This is a genomic window from Nonomuraea sp. CX421 (assembly GCF_059358955.1).
This window is the reverse complement of the sequence record NZ_JCADBK010000003.1, coordinates 246,544-264,995: the sequence shown is the minus strand read 5'-3', so window position 1 is coordinate 264,995 and position 18,452 is coordinate 246,544. Positions and strand designations below refer to the sequence as shown.

Sequence of the window (18,452 nt, the reverse complement as noted above, 5' to 3'; positions counted from 1 at the left end):
GTGTCGGATATGTCACCATGACCGAGTGATGTTCTAGAAGGAGGTCATTGTGACTGGTCTGTCGCTCCCAGACGAGCTCGCCGCACGGGCACGGGACATAATCGCCGGACGCGTCCAACCGGTCCCCGCTCGGGACTCCGCCACCGTGGCGGTCCTGCGCGAGGGGCCGCCTGGCGGCGGCGCCCAGGTCTACCTGCTCAGGCGCAAGTCCACGATGGCCTTCGCGGCGGGCGCGTACGTCTTCCCGGGCGGCTCGGTGGACCCGCGCGACAGCGACAACGCCGTCGCCTGGGCCGGGCCGTCGCCGGCGGAGTGGGGCCGGACCCTGGCCGCCGACGAGCGGGTGGCGCGCGGGCTGGTCTGCGCGGCCGTGCGCGAGACCTTCGAGGAGTCCGGCGTGCTGCTGGCCGGTCCCGGCCCCGACTCCGTCGTCGCGGACACCACCGGAGACGACTGGGAGGCCGACCGGCTGGCGCTCATCGATCGCAGCCTGGCCTTCGCCGACTTCCTCGCCAAGCGCGGCCTCGTGCTCCGCTCCGACCTGCTCAAGGCCTGGGCCCACTGGATCACCCCGGAGGTCGAGCGGAAGAGGTTCGACACCCGGTTCTTCGTCGCCGTGCTCCCCGAGGGGCAACGCACCCGTGACGTGGGCGGCGAGGCCGATCAGGTCGTCTGGCAGCGGCCGGCGGAGGCGATCGAGCTGGCGCGCCAGGGCTCCATCTTCCTGATGCCGCCGACGCACCAGACCCTGACCGAGCTGACGGCGTACGACAGCGTGGGGGCGGTGCTGGCCGCGGAGCGCGAGATCGTCACGATCCTGCCGAAGGTGCTGGAGATCGACGGCGAGTGGCGGCTGGTGACCTCATGAGTGGCCTGCACATCCCTCTGGGCGGTCCCGACGGATCCCGTACGACCCATGCCGAGAACCTGCTGGCACCCAACCCGTCACCCATGACGCTCGACGGCACCAACACGTGGATCATCGGCGACCGGGAGACCGTCGTCATCGACCCGGGCCCCGACGACGAGCGCCACCTGCGCAGGGTCGCCGACCACCTGGGCGAGCGCCGGGTCACGGGGATCCTGCTCACCCACGGCCACCGCGACCACAGCGGCGGCGCCAGACGGTTCGCCGAACTGGTCGGGGCGCCGGTGCGGGCCCTCGACCCGAGGCACCGGCTGGGCGAGGAGGGGCTGGGCGAGGGCGACGTCGTGACCGCGGGCGGCGTCGAGATCCACGTGTACGGCACGCCGGGCCACTCGTTCGACTCGCTCTGCTTCTGGCTGCCCGCGGACCGGGCCATGCTCACCGGCGACACCGTGCTCGGCAGGGGCACCACCGTGATCGCGTCCGACGGCGGCGACCTGGGCGACTACCTGCGCACTCTCGACCGGCTGAGGGCCGTGGCGGAGAGCCTGGAGGCGGAGGCCCTGCTGCCCGGGCACGGCCCGGTGCTGCCGGACCCGATCGGCGCGCTGGACGGCTACATCGCGCACCGCCGCGTACGGCTCGACCAGATCAGGGCCGCCCAGCGGCAGGGCGCGCGGACGCCCCGAGAGGTCGTCGAGATCGTCTACGCCGACGTCGACAGGTCGCTCTGGCCCTTCGCCGAGATGTCGGTGCGGGCCCAGCTCGACTATCTCGAACGGTTGTAGAGCCGGTCCATGTCGAGGATGACCACGGCCTTGGCCTCGATGCGCAGCCAGCCACGTTGCGCGAAGTCGGCCAGGGCCTTGTTGACCGTCTCGCGCGAGGCGCCCACCAGCTGGGCCAGCTCCTCCTGAGTGAGGTCGTGATGGACCCGGGTGCCCTCGTCGGTCTTGCTGCCGAACCGCTCGGCCAGGTCGAGCAGCTGCTTGGCCACCCGGCCGGGCACGTCCGTGAAGACCAGGTCGGCCAGCACGTCGTTGGTGCGGCGCAGCCGCTGGGCGAGCGCCCGCAGCAGGTGGAGCGCCACCTCGGGGCGGCCGGTGAGCCAGGGTCGCAGGTCGTCGTGGCCGAGCCCGGCCAGCCGCACGTCGGTCAGCGCCGTCGCGGTGGCGGTGCGGGGCCTGGGGTCGAACAACGACAGCTCGCCGAACATCTCGCTCGGACCGAGGACGCTGAGAAGGTTTTCGCGACCGTCCGGAGACTGGCGGGACAGTTTGATCTTGCCTTCGAGCACGACGTAGAGCCGGTCTCCGGTCTCGTTCTCGTGGAAGAGCGTCTGTCCCTTCGACAGCTGGACTTCGGTGATGCTCGTCCGCAGCGCCGCGGCGCTCTCGCGGTCGAGCGCGGCGAACAGGGGGGCCTTGCCCAGCACATCTTCGGTGTTCACTCTGCCTCCTCTGCTGCCATTGTGGCTCACCCCACCCCAGGCGGCCCACATAGGCTATGGGAATGCCCACTGAGTCAAGACTCGCCCTTGTGCGGCGTGCTCGCCGGATGAACCGCATTCTGGCGGAAACCTATCCCGATGCTCATTGCGAGCTTGACTTCGGCAGCCCCCTTGAGCTGCTGGTCGCCACCATCCTCTCGGCGCAGTGTACGGACAAACGGGTCAATATGGTGACTCCTACCCTCTTCGCCAAGTACCCCACCGTGTCCGACTATGCGGCGGCAGACCGAGCCGAGATGGAAGAGATCATCCGGTCCACCGGCTTCTTCCGCGCCAAGACCAACAGCATCATCGGCATGGCGCAGGCCGTCTGCGACCGCTACGGCGGTGTGGTGCCCGCCAAGCTGAAAGACCTGGTCACCCTCCCCGGCGTGGGCCGCAAGACCGCCAACGTGGTGCTCGGCAACGCGTTCGACGTCCCCGGCCTCACCGTCGACACCCACTTCCAGCGGCTGGTCCGCCGCTTCGGCTGGACCGACGAGACCGACCCGGTCAAGATCGAGCACCTCGTGGGAGAGCTGATCCCCAAACGCGAATGGACGGTCTTCTCCCACCGGGTGATCTGGCACGGCCGCCGCATCTGCCATGCCCGCCGGCCCGCCTGCGGCGTCTGTCCCCTGGCCACCCTCTGCCCCTCCTACGGCACCGGCCCGACGAGCGCCGACGAGGCCCGCAAGCTCGTAAGATCGGGTCCTTTCTCCTGACCGGGAAGTCCCGGAAGGCCTGGCGTGTTGGAGATGGCGTGACGGTGGTCCCTGACTGGCTCGACAGACTGGCGGCGCGAGCCGTACATTTCCCCGTTCCCCGGAGCCTGCGCCCGCCCGCCGAGGGCGGCAGACGGGCGGCGGTGCTCATGCTCTTCGGCGAAGGGCCGCTCGGCCCCGACGTGCTGCTCATCCAGCGCAGCACGCTCGGCCGCAGGCACGCGGGTCAGCCGGCCTTCCCCGGCGGCGGCATCGACCCCGACGACGGCGGCCCGGTCGAGGCGGCCCTGCGCGAGGCCGAGGAGGAGACCGGGCTCGACCCGCGCGGCGTGCGCGTCCTCTGCACGATGCCCGAGCTCTACGTCAGCCGCAGCGACAACCGGGTCACCCCGGTCGTCGGCTGGTGGCACCTGCCGTCCGCCGTGCACGCGGCGTCGCCCGACGAGGTCGACTCCGTCGAGCGGGTGCCGATCGCCGAGCTGGTCGATCCGGGCAACCGGTTCACCCTGCGCCACCAGGCCGGGTTCATGGGGCCGGCCTTCCGGGTTCGCGGCATGCTCGTGTGGGGGTTCACCGCGATGGTGCTCGACCGGGTCATGCGCGAGGGCGGGCTGGAGCGGCCCTGGGACCCGGCGCGGGTGGAGCCGTTGCCGCCGGACGTGCTAAAACTCGCCACCCGTGGTTAGCGCCACACCGAGCGAGGCCCAGCCGGCCACGTCGGCGTCGCCGTCGGCCGCCAACCGGCGCAGCGCGTCCAGGCCGGCCCGGTCGGGCGGGTTGCCCAGCACGTGCTGGAGCGCGTAGGCGGCGCCATACCTCACCCGCGCGTCCTCATGGGCGGCCAGGTCGATCACGGAGGGCAGCGACCGAGGGTCGGCCAGATGGCCGAAGGCGATGAGCACCGCGTAGAGCACCATGGCGTCCTCCTCGCTGGCCGCCAGATAGCGCAGCACGGGCAGCGCGCGGTCCACGAACCTGCCGAGCATGCCCATGATGTCGATCCCGAGCATGCGCTCGCCGACGTCGTCCGACGCGCACAGCCGTCGTGCCTCGATGAACGACTCCATGTCGCCGCGCCGCCGCAGCTCGGAGATCACCTCCCAGCGCAGCGGACCGTCGGGATCAGGATCGCCCAGAGCCACCTCGACGAGGCAGCGCACTGTTCCCTCGGTAGGCGACATAGGGCTCAAGGTAGTCATCGGTGAAACGCCGTCATGGACGAAGACGTGCACGCTTGACCGTATCGCTGGTTACCTTTGAACCGTGCGCGGTGATCTGCTTGACCTCATATTGATCGGCCTCGTGATCGCCTTCGGCGTCTCGGGTTACCGGCAGGGCTTCATCATCGGCGTCATGAGCTTCGTGGGTTTCGTGGGCGGGGCGGTGCTCGGCGTCTTCATCGCGCCGCCGATCTCCAAGGCCGTCGTCGACGGTGACACCCCACAGGCCCTGCTCGCCATCGTGATCGTCTTTCTGGCCGCCACGATCGGCCAGTTCGCCTCCTCGACCATCGGCGCCGTCGTACGCAGCCATGTGACGTGGGAGCCCGCCAAGGTCGCCGACGCGGTCGGCGGCACGTTCGCCAGCGCGCTGTCGGTGCTCGTGATCGCCTGGCTGATCGGGTCGCTGATCGTTTCGACGTCGTTCGCGCCGCTCGTCGAGCAGGTGAAGAACTCCATGCTGCTGACCACGGTCGACGACGCCATCCCGCAGGCCGCGCGCAACTGGCAGCAGCCGTTCAAGAAGTTCATCGACCGCTCGGAGTTCCCGCCGGTCTTCGACGCCATCGGCGCCGACCGGCTGGTCGACGTGCCGCCCGCGCCGCGCAGCGTGCTGCAGGGCGCCAAGCTCGGGCGCGCCCAGCGGGCCATCGTCAAGGTGCAGGGCAACGCCGAGAGCTGCAACAAGCACATCGAGGGCACCGGCTTCGTCTACGCCAAGGACCGCATCATGACCAACGCGCACGTGGTCGCCGGCGTCACGCGCGACCTGCAGGTCATCGACTCCACCAACAAACGCCACAACGCCACGGTGGTGCGCTACAACCCGCAGCGCGACATCGCCGTCCTGTACGTTCCCGGGCTCGGCCTGCCGCAGCTGACCTTCAAGAACGACGGCGGCAAGGGCGACAACGCGATCATCGCCGGGTTCCCCAAGGGCCACGGCTTCACCGCCGAGCCGGCCCGCATCCGCAGCCGGCTCGAAGCCCAGGGCCCCGACATCTACCGCAGCACCAACGTCGAGCGCCAGGTCTACTCGATCCGCGGCAAGGTGCTGCCCGGCAACTCCGGCGGCCCGCTGCTCACGGTCGACGGCCAGGTCTACGGCGTGATCTTCGCCGCCGCGGTCAGCCAGGAGGAGACGGGCTACGTGCTCACCGCCGCCGAGGTCAAGCCCGACGCCGACCAGGGCCGCGACGACACCACCCCGGCGGGCACGCAGGACTGCGACTAGCCGGGCAGCGCGGCCAGGATCAGCGCGATGGCCTGGTCGGGGTCGCTGTCGTCGCTCAGGCCGGAGGCCGCCCGGCCCACCTCGTCGTACGGCAGGCCGTACCCCTGCACGCGGGCCGCGCCGCGGCCGAAGAGGGTGAGGGCCCCGCGCCCGTTGCCGCGTTGCAGGTGGGTCAGGCCGACGCAGATCTGCGCGAGCCCCTGCCACAGCTCGCGTTCGTCGTCGGGCGCGCACTTCCAGCGGCCCTCGAACACCTCGTGCGCGTTGAACGGCAGGCCCGCGGCGAGGAAGTGGCGGCCGTCGGCCAGCGCCTGCTCGGTGGTGGGGGCGTAGTCGTCGGGCACCCGCTCCACCCCGGGCGCGCCGTGAGGCAGCGGCCTGCCGAAGGCGTCGCGGGGCCGGGCGCTGCGCGGCCTGCCGTCGGGGTCGCGGTCTCTCATCGGTCAGGCTCCGGATCGGACAGCCAGCCGATCAGCTCCGTGTCGAACATCCCGGCCACCTCCTCATGCGGATAGTGTCCCGCCCCTTCCATCAGCCTCCACCGGTAGGGGGCGGCGACGTAGCGGCTCGATCCCTGCGCGGTGCGCGGCAGCACGCGGCGATCGAGCGCGCCGTGCAGTTGCAGGGTCGGCGCCTCGATCTCGGTGCGCATGGCCCGGGCGTAGCGCCGGCCGTCGGGCCGGAGCTGCGAGCGGCCGAACCAGCGGTGGTACTCGAGCGCGCAGTGGGCCACGGCCGGGATGCGGAACGCCTCGCGGTAGGTGCGGGCCGTCTCCTGGTCGGGCCAGCCGGGGACGGACCACCGGTCGAGCAGCCGGCCGACCAGTGACGCGCCGTCGCGCGTGAGCCGGTGCTCGGGCAGCAGCGGCAGTTGGTAGCCCAGTGCGTGCGAGCTCGCCCTTAACTGGCCGAACGGGTCGGTGAACAGCGCGTTGCGCAGCCGCAGAGGGTGCGCCGCCGAGACCGTCACCAGGCGGTAGACGCTCTTCGGTTCGAGCACCGCCATCGTCCAGGCCAGCAGGCCGCCCCAGTCGTGGCCGACCACGATCGCCCCGGTCTCGCCGAGCGCCCGGATCAGGCCGGTCGCGTCGCCCGCCAGCGTGGGCAGGTCGTAGCCGCGCGGCGGCTTGTCGCTGCCGCCGTAGCCGCGCAGGTCGACCGCCACCGCCCGGTAGCCGGCCGCCGGGAGTGACGCGAGCTGGTGGCGCCAGGTCCACCAGAACTGCGGGAACCCGTGCAGCAACAGCACCAGCGGGCCCTCGCCGGCCTCGACCACGTGGAAGCGGGTGCCGCCCGCGTGCACCTGCCGGTGCTGCCAGGGGCCCTCGATCTGGACGACCGACTCGTCAGGCGCCATCTCGGCTCACCGGCTCGCGATGCAGACCGACCTGTCCGGCCGTCGGCTCCTCCGGCGAGGCGATCTCCTTGAGGTCCCTGATCGACTGGGTGGTGCGCTTCATGCCCGACAGCCCCTTGAGCCGGCGGATCCCGACGAACACGAGCAGGCCCGCGACCAGCAGGTAGAAGACCGTCACGATGAGGAAGGACGCCCAGGTGGGCAGCCACTGGTCCAGCACGTAGGCGATGGTGAACGAGGCGAGGATCAGGCACAGGTGCGCCATGAAGGCGGCGGCGGCGAACATCCCGCCCGCCATGCCGACCCGCTTGGCGTCGAACCTGAACTCGGCCTTGGCCAGCTCGATCTCGGAGCGGACCAGGGTCGAGATGTGGCTGCTCGCCTGGGCGACCAGTGAGCCCAGGGATTCTTCCTCGGGAGTCTGCGGCATGAACGTCTCCTATCGAGGCCTGGTGGCCGTGTCAAACATCATCCAGTTCATCGCGCCCCTTGCGTACCCGTACGGGAGTCGGCGACGCCCCTACCTCGGACGGTCTCGCCGGGCCTGGTCGTACGGGCTTGTCAGGCGCCCCCCGGATACGCCGGGGAACGGGCGTGCGATCCCCGGCATCCCTTCCACACCTACCCGATCGACGAAGATACCGCCGTGAGGGGAGGAGTGCGCTTTTGCCCTGCCCCTACGCGAACAGACCGCTTGTCCCGAAATTTCGGGACAAGCGGTCTGTTCGCTGCCGGAGGTCAGTCCTCCGACTTGGCGCTCGGCAGCTTCTCCGAGATGAGGTTCATCACCGTGCTGTCGGCCAGCGTGGTCACGTCGCCGATGCTGCGGTTCTCCGCCACGTCGCGCAGCAGCCGCCGCATGATCTTGCCCGAGCGGGTCTTGGGCAGCTCGGGCACGATCAGGATCTGGCGCGGCTTGGCGATCGGGCCGAGCGTCTTGGCCACGTGGGCGCGCAGCTCGGTGGCGATGTCGTCGCCCTCCTCGGCCGAACCGCGCAGGATCACGAACGACACGATGGCCTGGCCGGTCACCGGGTCGGTGGCCCCCACGACGGCCGCCTCGGCCACCTTCGGATGGCTCACCAGCGCGCTCTCCACCTCGGTGGTGGAGATGTTGTGGCCGGAGACGAGCATGACGTCGTCGACGCGGCCGAGCAGCCACAGGTCGCCGTCCTCGTCCTTCTTGGCGCCGTCGCCGGGGAAGTACATCCCCTCGAACCTGCTCCAGTAGGTGTCGATGTAGCGCTGGTCGTCGCCCCAGATCGTGCGGAGCATGGCCGGCCACGGGTCGCGGATCACCAGGAAGCCGCCGCCGCCGTCGGGGACGCTGTTGCCCTGGTCGTCGACCACGTCGGCGCTGATGCCGGGCAGCGGGCGCATCGCGGCGCCCGGCTTGCCGTGCGTGATGCCGGGGAGCGGGCTGATCATGATGGCGCCGGTCTCGGTCTGCCACCAGGTGTCGACGACGGGGCACCGGTCGCCGCCGATGTTGTGGCGGTACCAGACGTACGCCTCGGGGTTGATCGGCTCGCCGACCGAGCCGAGGACGCGCAGGCTGGACATGTCGAACTTGGCGGGGATGTCGTCGCCCCACTTCATGAACGTCCGGATCGCCGTGGGAGCGGTGTAGAGGATGCTGACCTTGTACTTCTGCACGATCTCCCAGAACCGGCCCCGGTGCGGGGTGTCGGGAGTGCCCTCGTAGATGACGCTCGTCGCGCCGTTGGCCAGCGGGCCGTACACGATGTAGGAGTGCCCGGTCACCCAGCCGATGTCGGCCGTGCACCAGTAGATGTCGGTCTCGGGCTTGAGGTCGAAGACCGCGTCGTGCGTCCAGGCCGTCTGGGTCAGGTAGCCGCCGGTGGTGTGCAGGATGCCCTTCGGCCGGCCGGTCGTGCCGCTGGTGTAGAGGATGTAGAGCGGGTGCTCGGCGTCGTGCGGCTCGGGGGTGTGCTGGTCGCTCTGGCGGTCGACCAGGTCGTGCCACCAGATGTCCTTGTCGCTGACGGCCACGTCCTGGCCCGTCCTTCGTACGACGAGGACGTTGCGCACCTGCGGACACTGGGCCACGGCCTCGTCCACGGTCGGCTTGAGCGCGCTCGGCGCGCCGCGACGGTAGCCGCCGTCGGCGGTGATGACCAGCTTGGCGTCGGCGTCGTCGATGCGGTTCTGCAGCGCGGTCGCCGAGAACCCGCCGAACACCACCGAGTGGATCGCTCCGATGCGGGCGCAGGCCAGCATGGAGATCGGCAGCTCGGGGATCATCGGCAGGTAGATCGCGACCCGGTCGCCCTCGCCGACGCCCAGCTCGCGCAGCGCGTTGGCCGCCTTGCAGACCTCGCGCTGGAGGTCGGCGTAGGTGAGCGTGCGCGTGTCGCCCTCGGGCTCGCCCTCCCAGTGGTAGGCGATCTTGTCGCCGCGGCCCGCCTCGACGTGGCGGTCCACGCAGTTGTACGCGACGTTCAGCTCGCCGCCGACGAACCACTTGGCGAACGGGGCGTTCCACTCCAGGGTGGTGTCCCACCGTCTGGCCCAGGTCAGCCGGTCGGCGGCGCCCTCCCAGAACGCGAGGCGGTCGGCGGCCGCCTCGGCATAGGCCGCCTCTGTCACGTTCGCGGCCGCCGCCAGCTCGGCCGGGGGTGCGAAGCGACGGTTCTCCTGCAGCAGGTTGGACAGGGCCTGCGGCTCGGTGCCAGGGGTTTCCGGGGCCACGTCGTGCTCCTTCTATGGCCAGATTACGTAGGTCATGTCCCACTCCACCAGCTCACGACCTCCCCACACAAGAGGTCTAGACAGGTCTGTACCGTCGGATGATCTGGTTGGCGCGCTTATCGGATCACGTGACAAACGCTATTCAACTGTTGTCCGTTCGAAATGGAACTAACCTGGAACGCGCCAATTCCCGTGCTTCTCGAAGGGGCGGGCGACGGTTTATGGGCCCCCGGTGACCCCGGCCGCCGGACGCGGTGGAGGGCGGAGCCGTACCCGCAGGTAAGGTCGGGATCCGTGAGTGACCCATTGGCAGTGATCGCGCGGCTCCCCGGCGTCTTGGAGGCGGTGGAGGAGGCCAGGCAGGCCGTCGACAGGCTCTACCGCCACCGCGTACTACGCCGCGCCAGCCCTGCGGTCTCCACCGAGTCGTCCCTGCGGGGCGCCCGCGCGTCGGCCGCGATCGAGGGCGCCGACGTTCCCCTCGACGCCCTGCGCCGTGACGAGGTGCACGATCCGGTCGTGCAGGGCGCGCTGCGCGCCTCGGCCGAGATGGGTCGTCTCGGCTCCACCTGGCGAAAGGCCCCCCGGCAGGTGCTCGCCCGGCTGCACACGGTCGCCGCCGCCGGCCTGGCCGCCGAGCCCACGCTGGGCCGTCCCCGCGTCCACGACGACGCCCCCGACCCGCTCGGGCTGGGCGCCGCGCCGAGCGCCGCCGAGACGGCGGCGCGGATGGACAGCCTGCTGGAGCTGCTCGAGAAGCCGACGAAGGCGCCCGCGATCGTACTGGCCGCCGTCGTCCATGCCGAGCTCGCCGTGCTGCGTCCTTTCGGTACGGCCGACGGCGTGGTCGCGCGCACGGCCGAGCGGCTCACGCTGGTCGAACACGGCCTCGATCCCAAGTCGCTGGTCGCCGTCGAGGTGGGGCATCTGGAGCTGCCGTACGCCGATGGCCTGCGCGCCTACCTCACGGGGAGCCCTGAGGGCGTGGCCGGGTGGATCGGGCAGTGCGCGTCGGCGGTGACCCTCGGCGTGCGCGAGACGACGGCGATCTGCGAGGCGCTGCAGCGGGGCTGAGGGGGCGCGGGGGGCGACATAGCGGACGGCGTCTCGCTGATGAGACGCCGTCTCGCCGGTACACCACACCGGGTTACCAAGCGTGCACCTGAATTCGTCGGAGCGGGTCAAGCCCGTCTCGACGCGCCTCCCGCGGCTGGTCGCGCGTGGGTACCCGGTTGATGCACCCGGACAACTCGTCCGTAGCCCCTTTCTACGACGGATTCACCCTGATGGGAACCCCCGGGAACAAGACCTTTGCCAATACGGGGACCGGAGGGCTCGGGCGCGTGCATACCGGCGCCTGGCGGTGCGGTTACCAACCTGTGATGATTACGCAGGGTGAGCATCTTTATGTGATCGTTATGGGATGACGAAAAAAACTTGGCGAAAATACGAGATTGCTCCTCGACGAAACTCAAGTTGATCGGGCAGCATACGGTGGTATCACCTGAAACTGGAGCGACTGCGCATCGGATTGGTTTCCAGATCTCTTGCCATGCTCTGGTCAAGTGATGAAAGCTTTCTTCTGAAACGGGACCGGCTCTACCCCCCCGGAGCCGGACCGATCAGGCGACCCCCGCTCTCCCCCCCGGCGGGGGTCGCCCTTTTTCTCCCCTCAGCCGCAGCCCGGTCGGGGCGCTGCCCGTTCAGAGGCCGGCTCTGCTTGGTTCTCTTCGGAGGGGCGACCCGGGGTTCTCCTTCGGGCGAGGCTCGTCCACAGGCCCGGCCGGGCCGTTCTGTCCACAGGTCTGGTTCGGGCAGGGCCGTTCTGTCCACAGGCCGGGCTGGCAGGGCCGTTCTGTCCACAGAACTCCGTTCGGCTCCTCGGCGCCATCCGGCCCTGGAGCATGGTTGGCCTCCCCGACGACAGGGAGGCCCCCGATGAACCGTCCACTGGTCATCACCGAGGATCGCGAGCTGCTCGACGACCTCGTCCGCACAGCCGCCGCAGCCGGAGCCCAGCTCGACGTGGCACACGTTCCGGCCCACGCCCGCCCCTACTGGAATCTCGCCCCGCTGGTGGTGATCGGCAGCGATCTGGCCGACGCGGTGGCAGCCACGGCGCCGCCTGCCCGCGAGCGGGTGCTGCTGGCGACCCGCGATGCGGAGGACCACGACACCTGGCGGCGCTGCGTCGCGGTCGGCGCCCAGGCCGTCGTGAGTCTCCCTGACGGTGAGCGCCGCCTGATGGAGGAGTTCGCCGACGCCATGGAGCCCGAGCCTCGGTCCGGCGCCGTGCTGTGCGTGATCGGCGGCCGGGGAGGTGTGGGGGCCAGCGTGCTTTCGTCCTGCCTCGCCCTCCGCGCCTCCCACGACCACCTGCGCACCCTGCTGATCGACGCCGATCCGCTGGGCGGCGGCATCGACGCCCTGCTCGGCCATGAGGAGGCCGCCGGTGCCCGGTGGGCCGACCTCGTCGCCCGTGAGGGGCGGGTCAGCTCGACGGCGCTCCGCGAGGCCCTGCCTGCCTTCGGCGATCTCGCCGTGCTCTCCTTCCACCGGGGCGATGTGCGCCCCATTCCCGCCCAGGCCATGCGCTCGGTCCTCGAAGCCGGCCACCGCGGGTTCGACCTCGTCGTGGTCGACCTGCCCCGCTACCTCGACTCTGCCGCGACCGAGGCGCTCGGCCGGGCGACCGGCACCGTCCTCGTGGCCACCGCCGACGTACGAGGCGTTCTGGCCGCCGCCCAGGTGCTGGCCGAAACCGCTCGCCACACCTCCGACATCCGCGCGGTCATCCGGCCAGGCGTGCTCGACGAAGCCGTCGTGGCGTCCTCACTGGGCGTCCCCGTGGTCGGCCAGCTGCCCGACCAGCCGCGCCTCACCGCCACGCTCAACCGGGGCGAGCTGCCGAAGCTGGGCCCGCGCACCGCGCTCGGCACCCTGTGCACCTCCCTCCTGCGCGATCTGCTGCCGTCGTGACCTCGGTCAACGCCGGACCTCCGGCCCACCCGCCTGCCGCCTCGCACGGTCGCCCGGAGCAGGTGAGCGTCTCGCCGGAGCTGGTCGAAGCCGTACGCGTGCGGCTCGCCCGGGCCGGCGTCGAGCCCAGCGCCGCGCAGGTGGCCGTCGCGCTGCGGGCGGAGAAGTCCGTCTACGGTGACGCCGAGATCCTCGCGGTCGCCAGAGCCCTGTGCGCCGACCTGATCGGGGCGGGCCCGCTTGAGCCGCTGCTGGCCGCGCCTGACGTCACCGATGTCCTGGTCAACGGCCCGAGAGACGTGTGGGTCGACGACGGTCAGGGGCTCCGGCGCACCGCCGTGACCTTCACCGACGAGGCCGCCGTACGCAGGTTGGCCCAGCGGCTGGCCGCGGCGGCGGGCAGGCGGCTGGACGACGCCTCGCCCTACGTGGACGCCAGGCTGGCCGGAGGCGTGCGCCTGCACGCCGTCCTGCCGCCGATCGCGTCGGGCGGCACCTGCGTCTCGCTCCGGCTGCCACCGAGGCGCACGTTCACCCTGCCGGACCTGGTGGCGGCCGGCACCGTCACGCCCGAGGCGGCCCGGATCCTGACCTCGATGGTGTCGGCCCGGCTGGCCTTCCTCGTCACCGGCGGCACGGGCACGGGCAAGACGACACTGCTCTCGGCGTTGCTGTCGCTCGCCGGGCCCGGCGAACGGCTCCTCCTCGTCGAGGACTCCGCCGAGCTCCGGCCTCTTCACCCTCACGTGGTCCGCCTGGAGTCGAGACCGGCCAACCTGGAGGGCGCGGGCGGGGTGGGCCTGCGCGATCTGGTCCGTCAGGCTCTGCGGATGCGGCCCGACCGGGTGGTGGTCGGCGAGGTCCGAGGGGCCGAGGTGGTCGAGTTGCTGAGCGCCCTCAACACGGGCCATGAGGGAGGCTGTGGCACCCTGCACGCCAACGCGGCGGCCGACGTGCCGCCCCGGCTGGAGGCGCTCGGCTGTGCGGCAGGGCTGAGCCGCGAAGCCGTGCACAGTCAACTCGCCGCCGCCCTCGACGTGGTGGTCCACCTGACCCGCGGCCGTTCGGACGGTCGTCGCCGCGTCGCCGAGATCTGCCTCCTGTCGCGGACCGGCGCGGGCTTCGTGGAAGCCGTCCCGGCCCTGGCCGTCGATGCCCATGGCCGCACTCACCTCGGCCCCGGCCACAGCCTCCTCACCAGCCGGGTCTCGCCGTGAGTCCGCCCGTCCGCCGGGCCGGCGCCGATCTCGATCGTGCGAGGTGCCGCCCTGAGAGCGCCGTCGTGGTGCGCGGTGGCGACCCAGGTCCACAGGATGATCGCGCGGTGGGCTCATGACGGCGGCACTTCTGGCCGCGCTGTCCACAGCCGCGGCCGTATGGCTGTGGACAGGCCCCGATCTCGCGATGGCCCGCCTGCGGGTGCTGACCTCGGACGAGCGCACCTGGCCCTGGCCGTCGTTGCGCCGATACGTCGTGCGTCCCAACCCCGCGCGACGAGCCGACGCGTGGCGCCGCGCCACGATCGAGCTGTGCCAGTCCCTGTCCGCCGAGCTCACGGCGGGCCGCACTCCTGGAGAGGCGCTGACCCGAGCGGTCGCCGCGGTCGACTTCCCCGATCCCGAGGCCCTGCGTCCGCTGGTGGCGGCGGCCAAAGACGGCGGTGACGTGTCCGCGGCTCTGAGAGCCGTCGCGCCCGCCCAGGGCGGAGAGGGGCTGTGCCGACTGGCCGCGTGCTGGGACATCGGGGTGACCGCGGGCGCGGGTCTGTCCGCCCTCGTCGAACGGATCGGCCGCACGTTACGAGCCGCTCAGGCCCACCGCCAGGACGTCGCAGCGCAACTGGCCGGCCCTCGCGCCACCGCCCGAATGCTGGCCGCTCTTCCGGCTCTCGGGCTCCTCATGGCCGGAGCGCTGGGCATGCGCCCGCTCGACTTCCTGTGTGGCAGCCTGCCCGGATTCGCCTGCCTGGTAGCGGGTCTCGCCCTCGACGCGTGCGGCCTGTGGTGGACCCACCGCATGGCCCTACACGCCCAAGCCTCCTGAACTGTGCCCGTAGGGGTTTCGTGCTCGCACGGTCACTCAACGGCTATTAGTCATGACTCTTAGCCATGTGTCCGGGTTCTATGTGGTAATCCCCACTCCAAGGCGCTCTTGCCTGGGGGCGCTAAGCGGTCGCTGTGAGCGCGTATCGGGCGGCCCCACCGTGCGGTCAGTCGAAACCATCGGCAGTGTGCTGCTGCCCGGTCAGCGGCGTGGGCCTGGCGAGCGCCGTCGCTTTCGTCACTCATCACGAATGACCGGTCCGTACCACCTAGACCTCACCGTGTCCGCATCCCGCACGGTTGCCGTCCACGGCTGCGCAGTTGGCCGGGGCGGCTCCCCAAGCGGCATGCACCTCCTCAAACGGCATGCACCGCACCAAGCGGCAAGTGGCTTATAAAACGGCATGCGACTCGCCGAACGGCAAGGAGCGACATACGGCAGGAGCGTTCCGTGGCGGATGCGGCTCCCAGCCGGTCGTGGTCCGCGGCCGGGAAAGACAGAGGACGGAACCTGACAATGCTCGAACTGCTCTCGGCCCTCTGCGTCGCCCTGGCCGCGTGGCTGTGCGTGCCGCCGACGAACCAGGCGGACCGCCTGGCCCGCCTGCGCCCTCCACCTACCCGCGCCAAGCCGACGCTCCGCACCGCGGAGACGACACGATTCTCCCCGCGTGCGCCTGCTCCGGCTCTCTCGGCCGGAGCCGTGGACCCGCGACACTCGCGGGCAACGACTTCGCCATGGCGAACCTTTCAAGCGAGATCCGCACCCGGTGACCCGTTCAGGAGGCCTACGGCAGAACCTGCGGCTTTGCCCCAGGGGCGCGGTATCAGAGCGGAAGCCTCTGTCGTCAGGGCCGCGATCGGCGCCGAAGAAGCTTGGCCCTTGAGTCATCCGGATACGAGTAATGGTGGGGTGATCACGCCCGGCTGGCTCCAGTCCGGTGGCAAGGGGCCGAGGCGGCTTGACCGCCGGACGGTAGTCGGCTCAGCCATCGCAGGACTCCTATCCGGCCTGCTGGTCGGTGGGGTGACGGGGATCGTGGCCGGCCTGCTGATCGCTCCGGTAGTGGGTGTGATCCTGCACAGAAGAGAAGATCCCGCCGATCGGCAAACCCGAAGTCGGATCATCACTGACCTCCCGTTCGCCGCCGACCTGATGGCCGCCTGCCTCCTTGCGGGGCAGCCGATCAGCTCGGCGATCGAATCCGCCGCGTCCGCTGTGGAAGGCCCCCTCGGAGAACGCCTCTCCTGGGTGAGCAGCCAACTCCGTCTGGGGGCGGAGCCCGAACCCACCTGGGCGTACCTCGCTCGTGACTCGGCAATGGGCAGCCTGGCCAGAGCGATGACCCGTGCGACCCAAAGCGGGGCCCCCGTGGCGGATGTCCTCATCCGTCTCGCCGACGACGCCCGAGACGCCGCCCATGCCGCTTCGGTGGCCGCCGCTCGAAGCGTCGCCGTCAAGGCGGTGGCACCTCTCGGGCTGTGCTTCCTGCCGGCCTTCGTGCTGGTCGGGATCATCCCCGTCATCGCGGGCCTCGCCGCCACCATCGTCCTCCCATAGCCGTCACCTCCGCGACCCTCCACAGCGGTCGGCCACCTCCGCCGTTTCCCATGGCGGTCACCTTGGCGGTCTTCCATGGCGGTCGGTCAGTTCTGCCGTTTCCCATGGCGGTCACTTTGGCGGTCTTCCATAGCCGTCGGTCACCTCCGCCGTTCTCCCAATGGCCGCCCCCCTCCACCGCGCGACCTGCAATCACCTTTGTCGATCACAAACCTGCGGCGATCGTCCTCGAAGCTGCTTCCGCCTCCACGGTTGCCATAAGCACCCCTCTCCAGGCGTTCAAGCGCCTCTCCATCACATTCGCATGGGCGGTTCGGCCCGCTGGCGGGTCGGTCTACCTGGCGGTTCGGCGCGCTTGATGACAGCCGGCGCGGCCTCGGCGCCTGCATCAGTCAGTCGAGCCTGTCCACAGCCTGTGTTCCATGCCTCGGCGGTTATCCACAGAACGTGACTCGGCTGCCCGGCGTATGGCCGGGTTCAGGGACGCTAAGGCTCGCCAGGCCGGACAAGACCCCGGCGAACAAGCACCTGGAGGCATGATGCGTGTTGTCGCAACCACCCCGGATGAGCCGAGCACGACCCCGGAAACGCCATCGACCTCCGCAGCAACAGCTTTGATCGACCGCTGTCGACGCTGGTGGGTCTCCAGGCCGTCCATGGTCACGGCGGCGTACAGGGAGCGTGGCATGTCCACAGCCGAATACGCGGTGGGCACCATAGCGGCCTGTGCCTTCGCAGCCCTGCTCTTCAAGGTAGTCAGCAGTCCTGAGGTGCAGGAGATGCTCTCATCACTGATCGATCGCGCGCTGAAGACGGGCGGATGACGAAAGGAAGCCGTCTGCCGTGAGGGATGTGGCGATGCCCACGGCGATGGCCATTCCCCGGGGCAGGGAGTGGTCGGCGTGTCGAGGCTCGGTGACGGCTGAGACGGCCGCGATGCTGCCTGCGCTCACGATCGTGCTGGCCGCGGGGCTATGGGCGATCCAAGCCGTTGGGGTGCAGCTCGAATGCGTGGACGCGGCCCGTGCGGCGGCGCGGGCCGCTGCCAGAGGTGAGTCCCTGGACCGGGTCGGTGATCTCGCACGTTCGGTGACCCGCCCGGGAGCACAGGTGACCGTGAGCCGTGACAGGGAGCACACGACGGTGAACGTCTCGGTGGAGGTACGGCCCTCCTGGGGCTCGTCACTTCCGGCGGTCCAGGTGTCAGCCACCGCGGTGGCCAACACCGAATGATCGACTGTCATATCGGTGCTCAGTTGTGTTCGCTCAAAGAGCGTGCTGTCGCACTGGTCTAATCGGCTCACGTGTAGATCAAACCCACCGTCGCGCAGAATCCCCTGAGGGTTCGTGCTTCAGATATCTGCCCACGTGATACGTGCTGTCGTAACCCGTAACGTCATCAGGCAAAGGATGTGTCTCCTGTGAGTAGGCGGGCCGTGGTGGCCGCATTGGCATACAAGATGTGCCCTCTGGAAACCGGCATCGCGTTCTTTGCTCCGCCGGTCGCAGCATCGTCAAGAAAGGTTGACAATGTCTGGCGCGCGTAGAGATCGCGGTTCCGCGACGCTGTGGGGAGTGGCGTTCATGGGGTTGCTGATGGCGGTCGCCATGGGGGTGGCCGCGGTGGGTGTCGCGCGCGTCGCTCGCCATCGCGTGAACAATGCCGCCGATCTGAGTGCGTTGGCCGCCGCCAGGCTGGTAGTGGTCGATCCTGGCGGAGCTTGCGGGAAGGCGGCGGCCGTAGCCCTAGGAAATGGCGTTGACCTGGCCGAATGCACGATCAGTGACGAGGTGGTGGATGTCCGGACGTCACTCGCGATCACCTTGCCGGTCGTGGGCTCCCGCGCTCTGACCGGTAGGGCGCGGGCTGGTCCGGAACGGGTGGCCCCAGGGGCGCCGGGGGTGATCGATCAGGTCGAGCTCGACTGACGCGATTCGACCCGTCCAGGCGCAGGCGTGCGATGAGACGGCAGATACCCAGCTGGCCCGGGTCGAGGTGAAATGGTGTCACGGTCCAAATGGAGCGCGTCGGCCCAGTGTCGAGATGCTGAGACAGTCGTTCGCTTCCGTGCTTGGGCTGGCGAACAACCTTGATCGGTGTTGGATGAGAAGCGGTTCTTTCGGGGCGAAATGGCAGATTAAGGCTGGTCAAAAGGCCGGGGCTTATGAGGTAAGTGGTGCTAGGTCGCAATCGAATCACGAGTTCTTGGACGTGGTGTCCAAGAGCTGAATATCTCACATAAGGTTCCGCTTACCTCGGTTCCA

19 protein-coding genes are annotated in these 18,452 nt (G+C 70.1%); 13 read left to right on the top strand and 6 right to left on the bottom strand.

What is annotated here, in order from left to right:
• Positions 1-58: 58 nt before the first annotated feature.
• Positions 59-868 (top strand): NUDIX hydrolase, encoded by an 810-nt coding sequence (locus tag AC5L3X_RS07165; protein WP_494856240.1) that lies wholly within the window; start codon positions 59-61, stop codon positions 866-868.
• Positions 865-1,656, top strand: a complete 792-nt coding sequence (locus AC5L3X_RS07160) for an MBL fold metallo-hydrolase (protein WP_494855876.1) — start codon at positions 865-867, stop codon at positions 1,654-1,656. Before AC5L3X_RS07165 ends, AC5L3X_RS07160 begins: the two co-directional genes overlap by 4 nt.
• On the opposite strand, the gene AC5L3X_RS07155 is transcribed toward AC5L3X_RS07160, so the two are convergent.
• Entirely contained in the window at positions 1,638-2,369 is a 732-nt protein-coding gene (locus tag AC5L3X_RS07155) for a Crp/Fnr family transcriptional regulator (protein ID WP_189124833.1), read from the bottom strand. The genes AC5L3X_RS07160 and AC5L3X_RS07155 overlap by 19 nt on opposite strands.
• 56 nt (positions 2,370-2,425) lie before the next feature.
• Here AC5L3X_RS07155 and nth point away from each other — a divergent pair, with 56 nt between their 5' ends.
• Together nth and AC5L3X_RS07145 are read left to right on the top strand one after the other, a co-directional pair.
• Entirely contained in the window at positions 2,426-3,082 is a 657-nt protein-coding gene (gene nth / locus AC5L3X_RS07150) for an endonuclease III (protein ID WP_494855874.1), read from the top strand.
• A 38-nt stretch (positions 3,083-3,120) separates the two neighbouring features.
• Positions 3,121-3,768, top strand: a complete 648-nt coding sequence (locus AC5L3X_RS07145; protein WP_189124835.1) for an NUDIX hydrolase — start codon at positions 3,121-3,123, stop codon at positions 3,766-3,768.
• Here AC5L3X_RS07145 and AC5L3X_RS07140 read toward each other — a convergent pair.
• Positions 3,745-4,263: a HEAT repeat domain-containing protein gene (locus tag AC5L3X_RS07140; RefSeq protein ID WP_189124836.1), complete on the bottom strand. Its 519-nt coding sequence runs from the start codon at positions 4,261-4,263 to the stop codon at positions 3,745-3,747. The two genes, AC5L3X_RS07145 and AC5L3X_RS07140, sit on opposite strands and share 24 nt — an antisense overlap.
• A gap of 82 nt (positions 4,264-4,345) precedes the next feature.
• On the opposite strand from AC5L3X_RS07140, the gene AC5L3X_RS07135 reads away from it, so the two are divergent.
• Positions 4,346-5,536 (top strand): MarP family serine protease, encoded by a 1,191-nt coding sequence (locus AC5L3X_RS07135; protein WP_189124837.1) that lies wholly within the window; start codon positions 4,346-4,348, stop codon positions 5,534-5,536.
• Here AC5L3X_RS07135 and AC5L3X_RS07130 read toward each other — a convergent pair.
• From AC5L3X_RS07130 to acs, 4 genes are all read right to left on the bottom strand, one after another.
• Positions 5,533-5,976: a DUF309 domain-containing protein gene (locus AC5L3X_RS07130; protein WP_494855872.1), complete on the bottom strand. Its 444-nt coding sequence runs from the start codon at positions 5,974-5,976 to the stop codon at positions 5,533-5,535. The two genes, AC5L3X_RS07135 and AC5L3X_RS07130, sit on opposite strands and share 4 nt — an antisense overlap.
• Complete coding sequence (locus tag AC5L3X_RS07125; RefSeq protein ID WP_494855871.1) at positions 5,973-6,893, bottom strand: alpha/beta fold hydrolase; 921 nt, start codon at positions 6,891-6,893, stop codon at positions 5,973-5,975. Before AC5L3X_RS07125 ends, AC5L3X_RS07130 begins: the two co-directional genes overlap by 4 nt.
• Positions 6,883-7,323, bottom strand: coding sequence for a phage holin family protein (locus tag AC5L3X_RS07120; RefSeq protein WP_494855870.1), 441 nt, complete (start codon positions 7,321-7,323; stop codon positions 6,883-6,885). Before AC5L3X_RS07120 ends, AC5L3X_RS07125 begins: the two co-directional genes overlap by 11 nt.
• Before the next feature lie 308 nt (positions 7,324-7,631).
• On the bottom strand, positions 7,632-9,605 hold the full coding sequence (gene acs, locus AC5L3X_RS07115; RefSeq protein ID WP_494855869.1) for an acetate--CoA ligase: 1,974 nt from the start codon (positions 9,603-9,605) through the stop codon (positions 7,632-7,634).
• A gap of 294 nt (positions 9,606-9,899) precedes the next feature.
• Between acs and AC5L3X_RS07110 the strand changes: the two genes are divergently transcribed.
• The 8 genes from AC5L3X_RS07110 to AC5L3X_RS07075 all read left to right on the top strand — a co-directional run bounded on the left by AC5L3X_RS07110 (position 9,900) and on the right by AC5L3X_RS07075 (position 18,116).
• Positions 9,900-10,679, top strand: a complete 780-nt coding sequence (locus AC5L3X_RS07110) for a Fic family protein (protein ID WP_494855868.1) — start codon at positions 9,900-9,902, stop codon at positions 10,677-10,679.
• 864 nt (positions 10,680-11,543) lie between these two features.
• Complete coding sequence (gene ssd / locus AC5L3X_RS07105) at positions 11,544-12,584, top strand: septum site-determining protein Ssd (protein WP_494855867.1); 1,041 nt, start codon at positions 11,544-11,546, stop codon at positions 12,582-12,584.
• A 62-nt stretch (positions 12,585-12,646) separates the two neighbouring features.
• A complete protein-coding gene (locus AC5L3X_RS07100; protein ID WP_494856238.1) occupies positions 12,647-13,801 on the top strand; it encodes a TadA family conjugal transfer-associated ATPase in 1,155 nt (384 codons plus the stop codon).
• Positions 13,802-13,916: 115 nt separating this feature from the next.
• Complete coding sequence (locus AC5L3X_RS07095) at positions 13,917-14,627, top strand: type II secretion system F family protein (protein ID WP_494855866.1); 711 nt, start codon at positions 13,917-13,919, stop codon at positions 14,625-14,627.
• 1,038 nt (positions 14,628-15,665) lie between these two features.
• Positions 15,666-16,187 (top strand): type II secretion system F family protein, encoded by a 522-nt coding sequence (locus AC5L3X_RS07090; RefSeq protein WP_494855865.1) that lies wholly within the window; start codon positions 15,666-15,668, stop codon positions 16,185-16,187.
• Between the two features lie 422 nt (positions 16,188-16,609).
• A complete protein-coding gene (locus AC5L3X_RS07085) occupies positions 16,610-17,011 on the top strand; it encodes a DUF4244 domain-containing protein (protein ID WP_494855863.1) in 402 nt (133 codons plus the stop codon).
• Positions 17,012-17,102: 91 nt separating this feature from the next.
• Positions 17,103-17,420: a TadE family type IV pilus minor pilin gene (locus AC5L3X_RS07080; RefSeq protein ID WP_494855861.1), complete on the top strand. Its 318-nt coding sequence runs from the start codon at positions 17,103-17,105 to the stop codon at positions 17,418-17,420.
• Between the two features lie 297 nt (positions 17,421-17,717).
• Positions 17,718-18,116, top strand: a complete 399-nt coding sequence (locus AC5L3X_RS07075; protein WP_494855860.1) for an Rv3654c family TadE-like protein — start codon at positions 17,718-17,720, stop codon at positions 18,114-18,116.
• Positions 18,117-18,452: the final 336 nt, after the last annotated feature.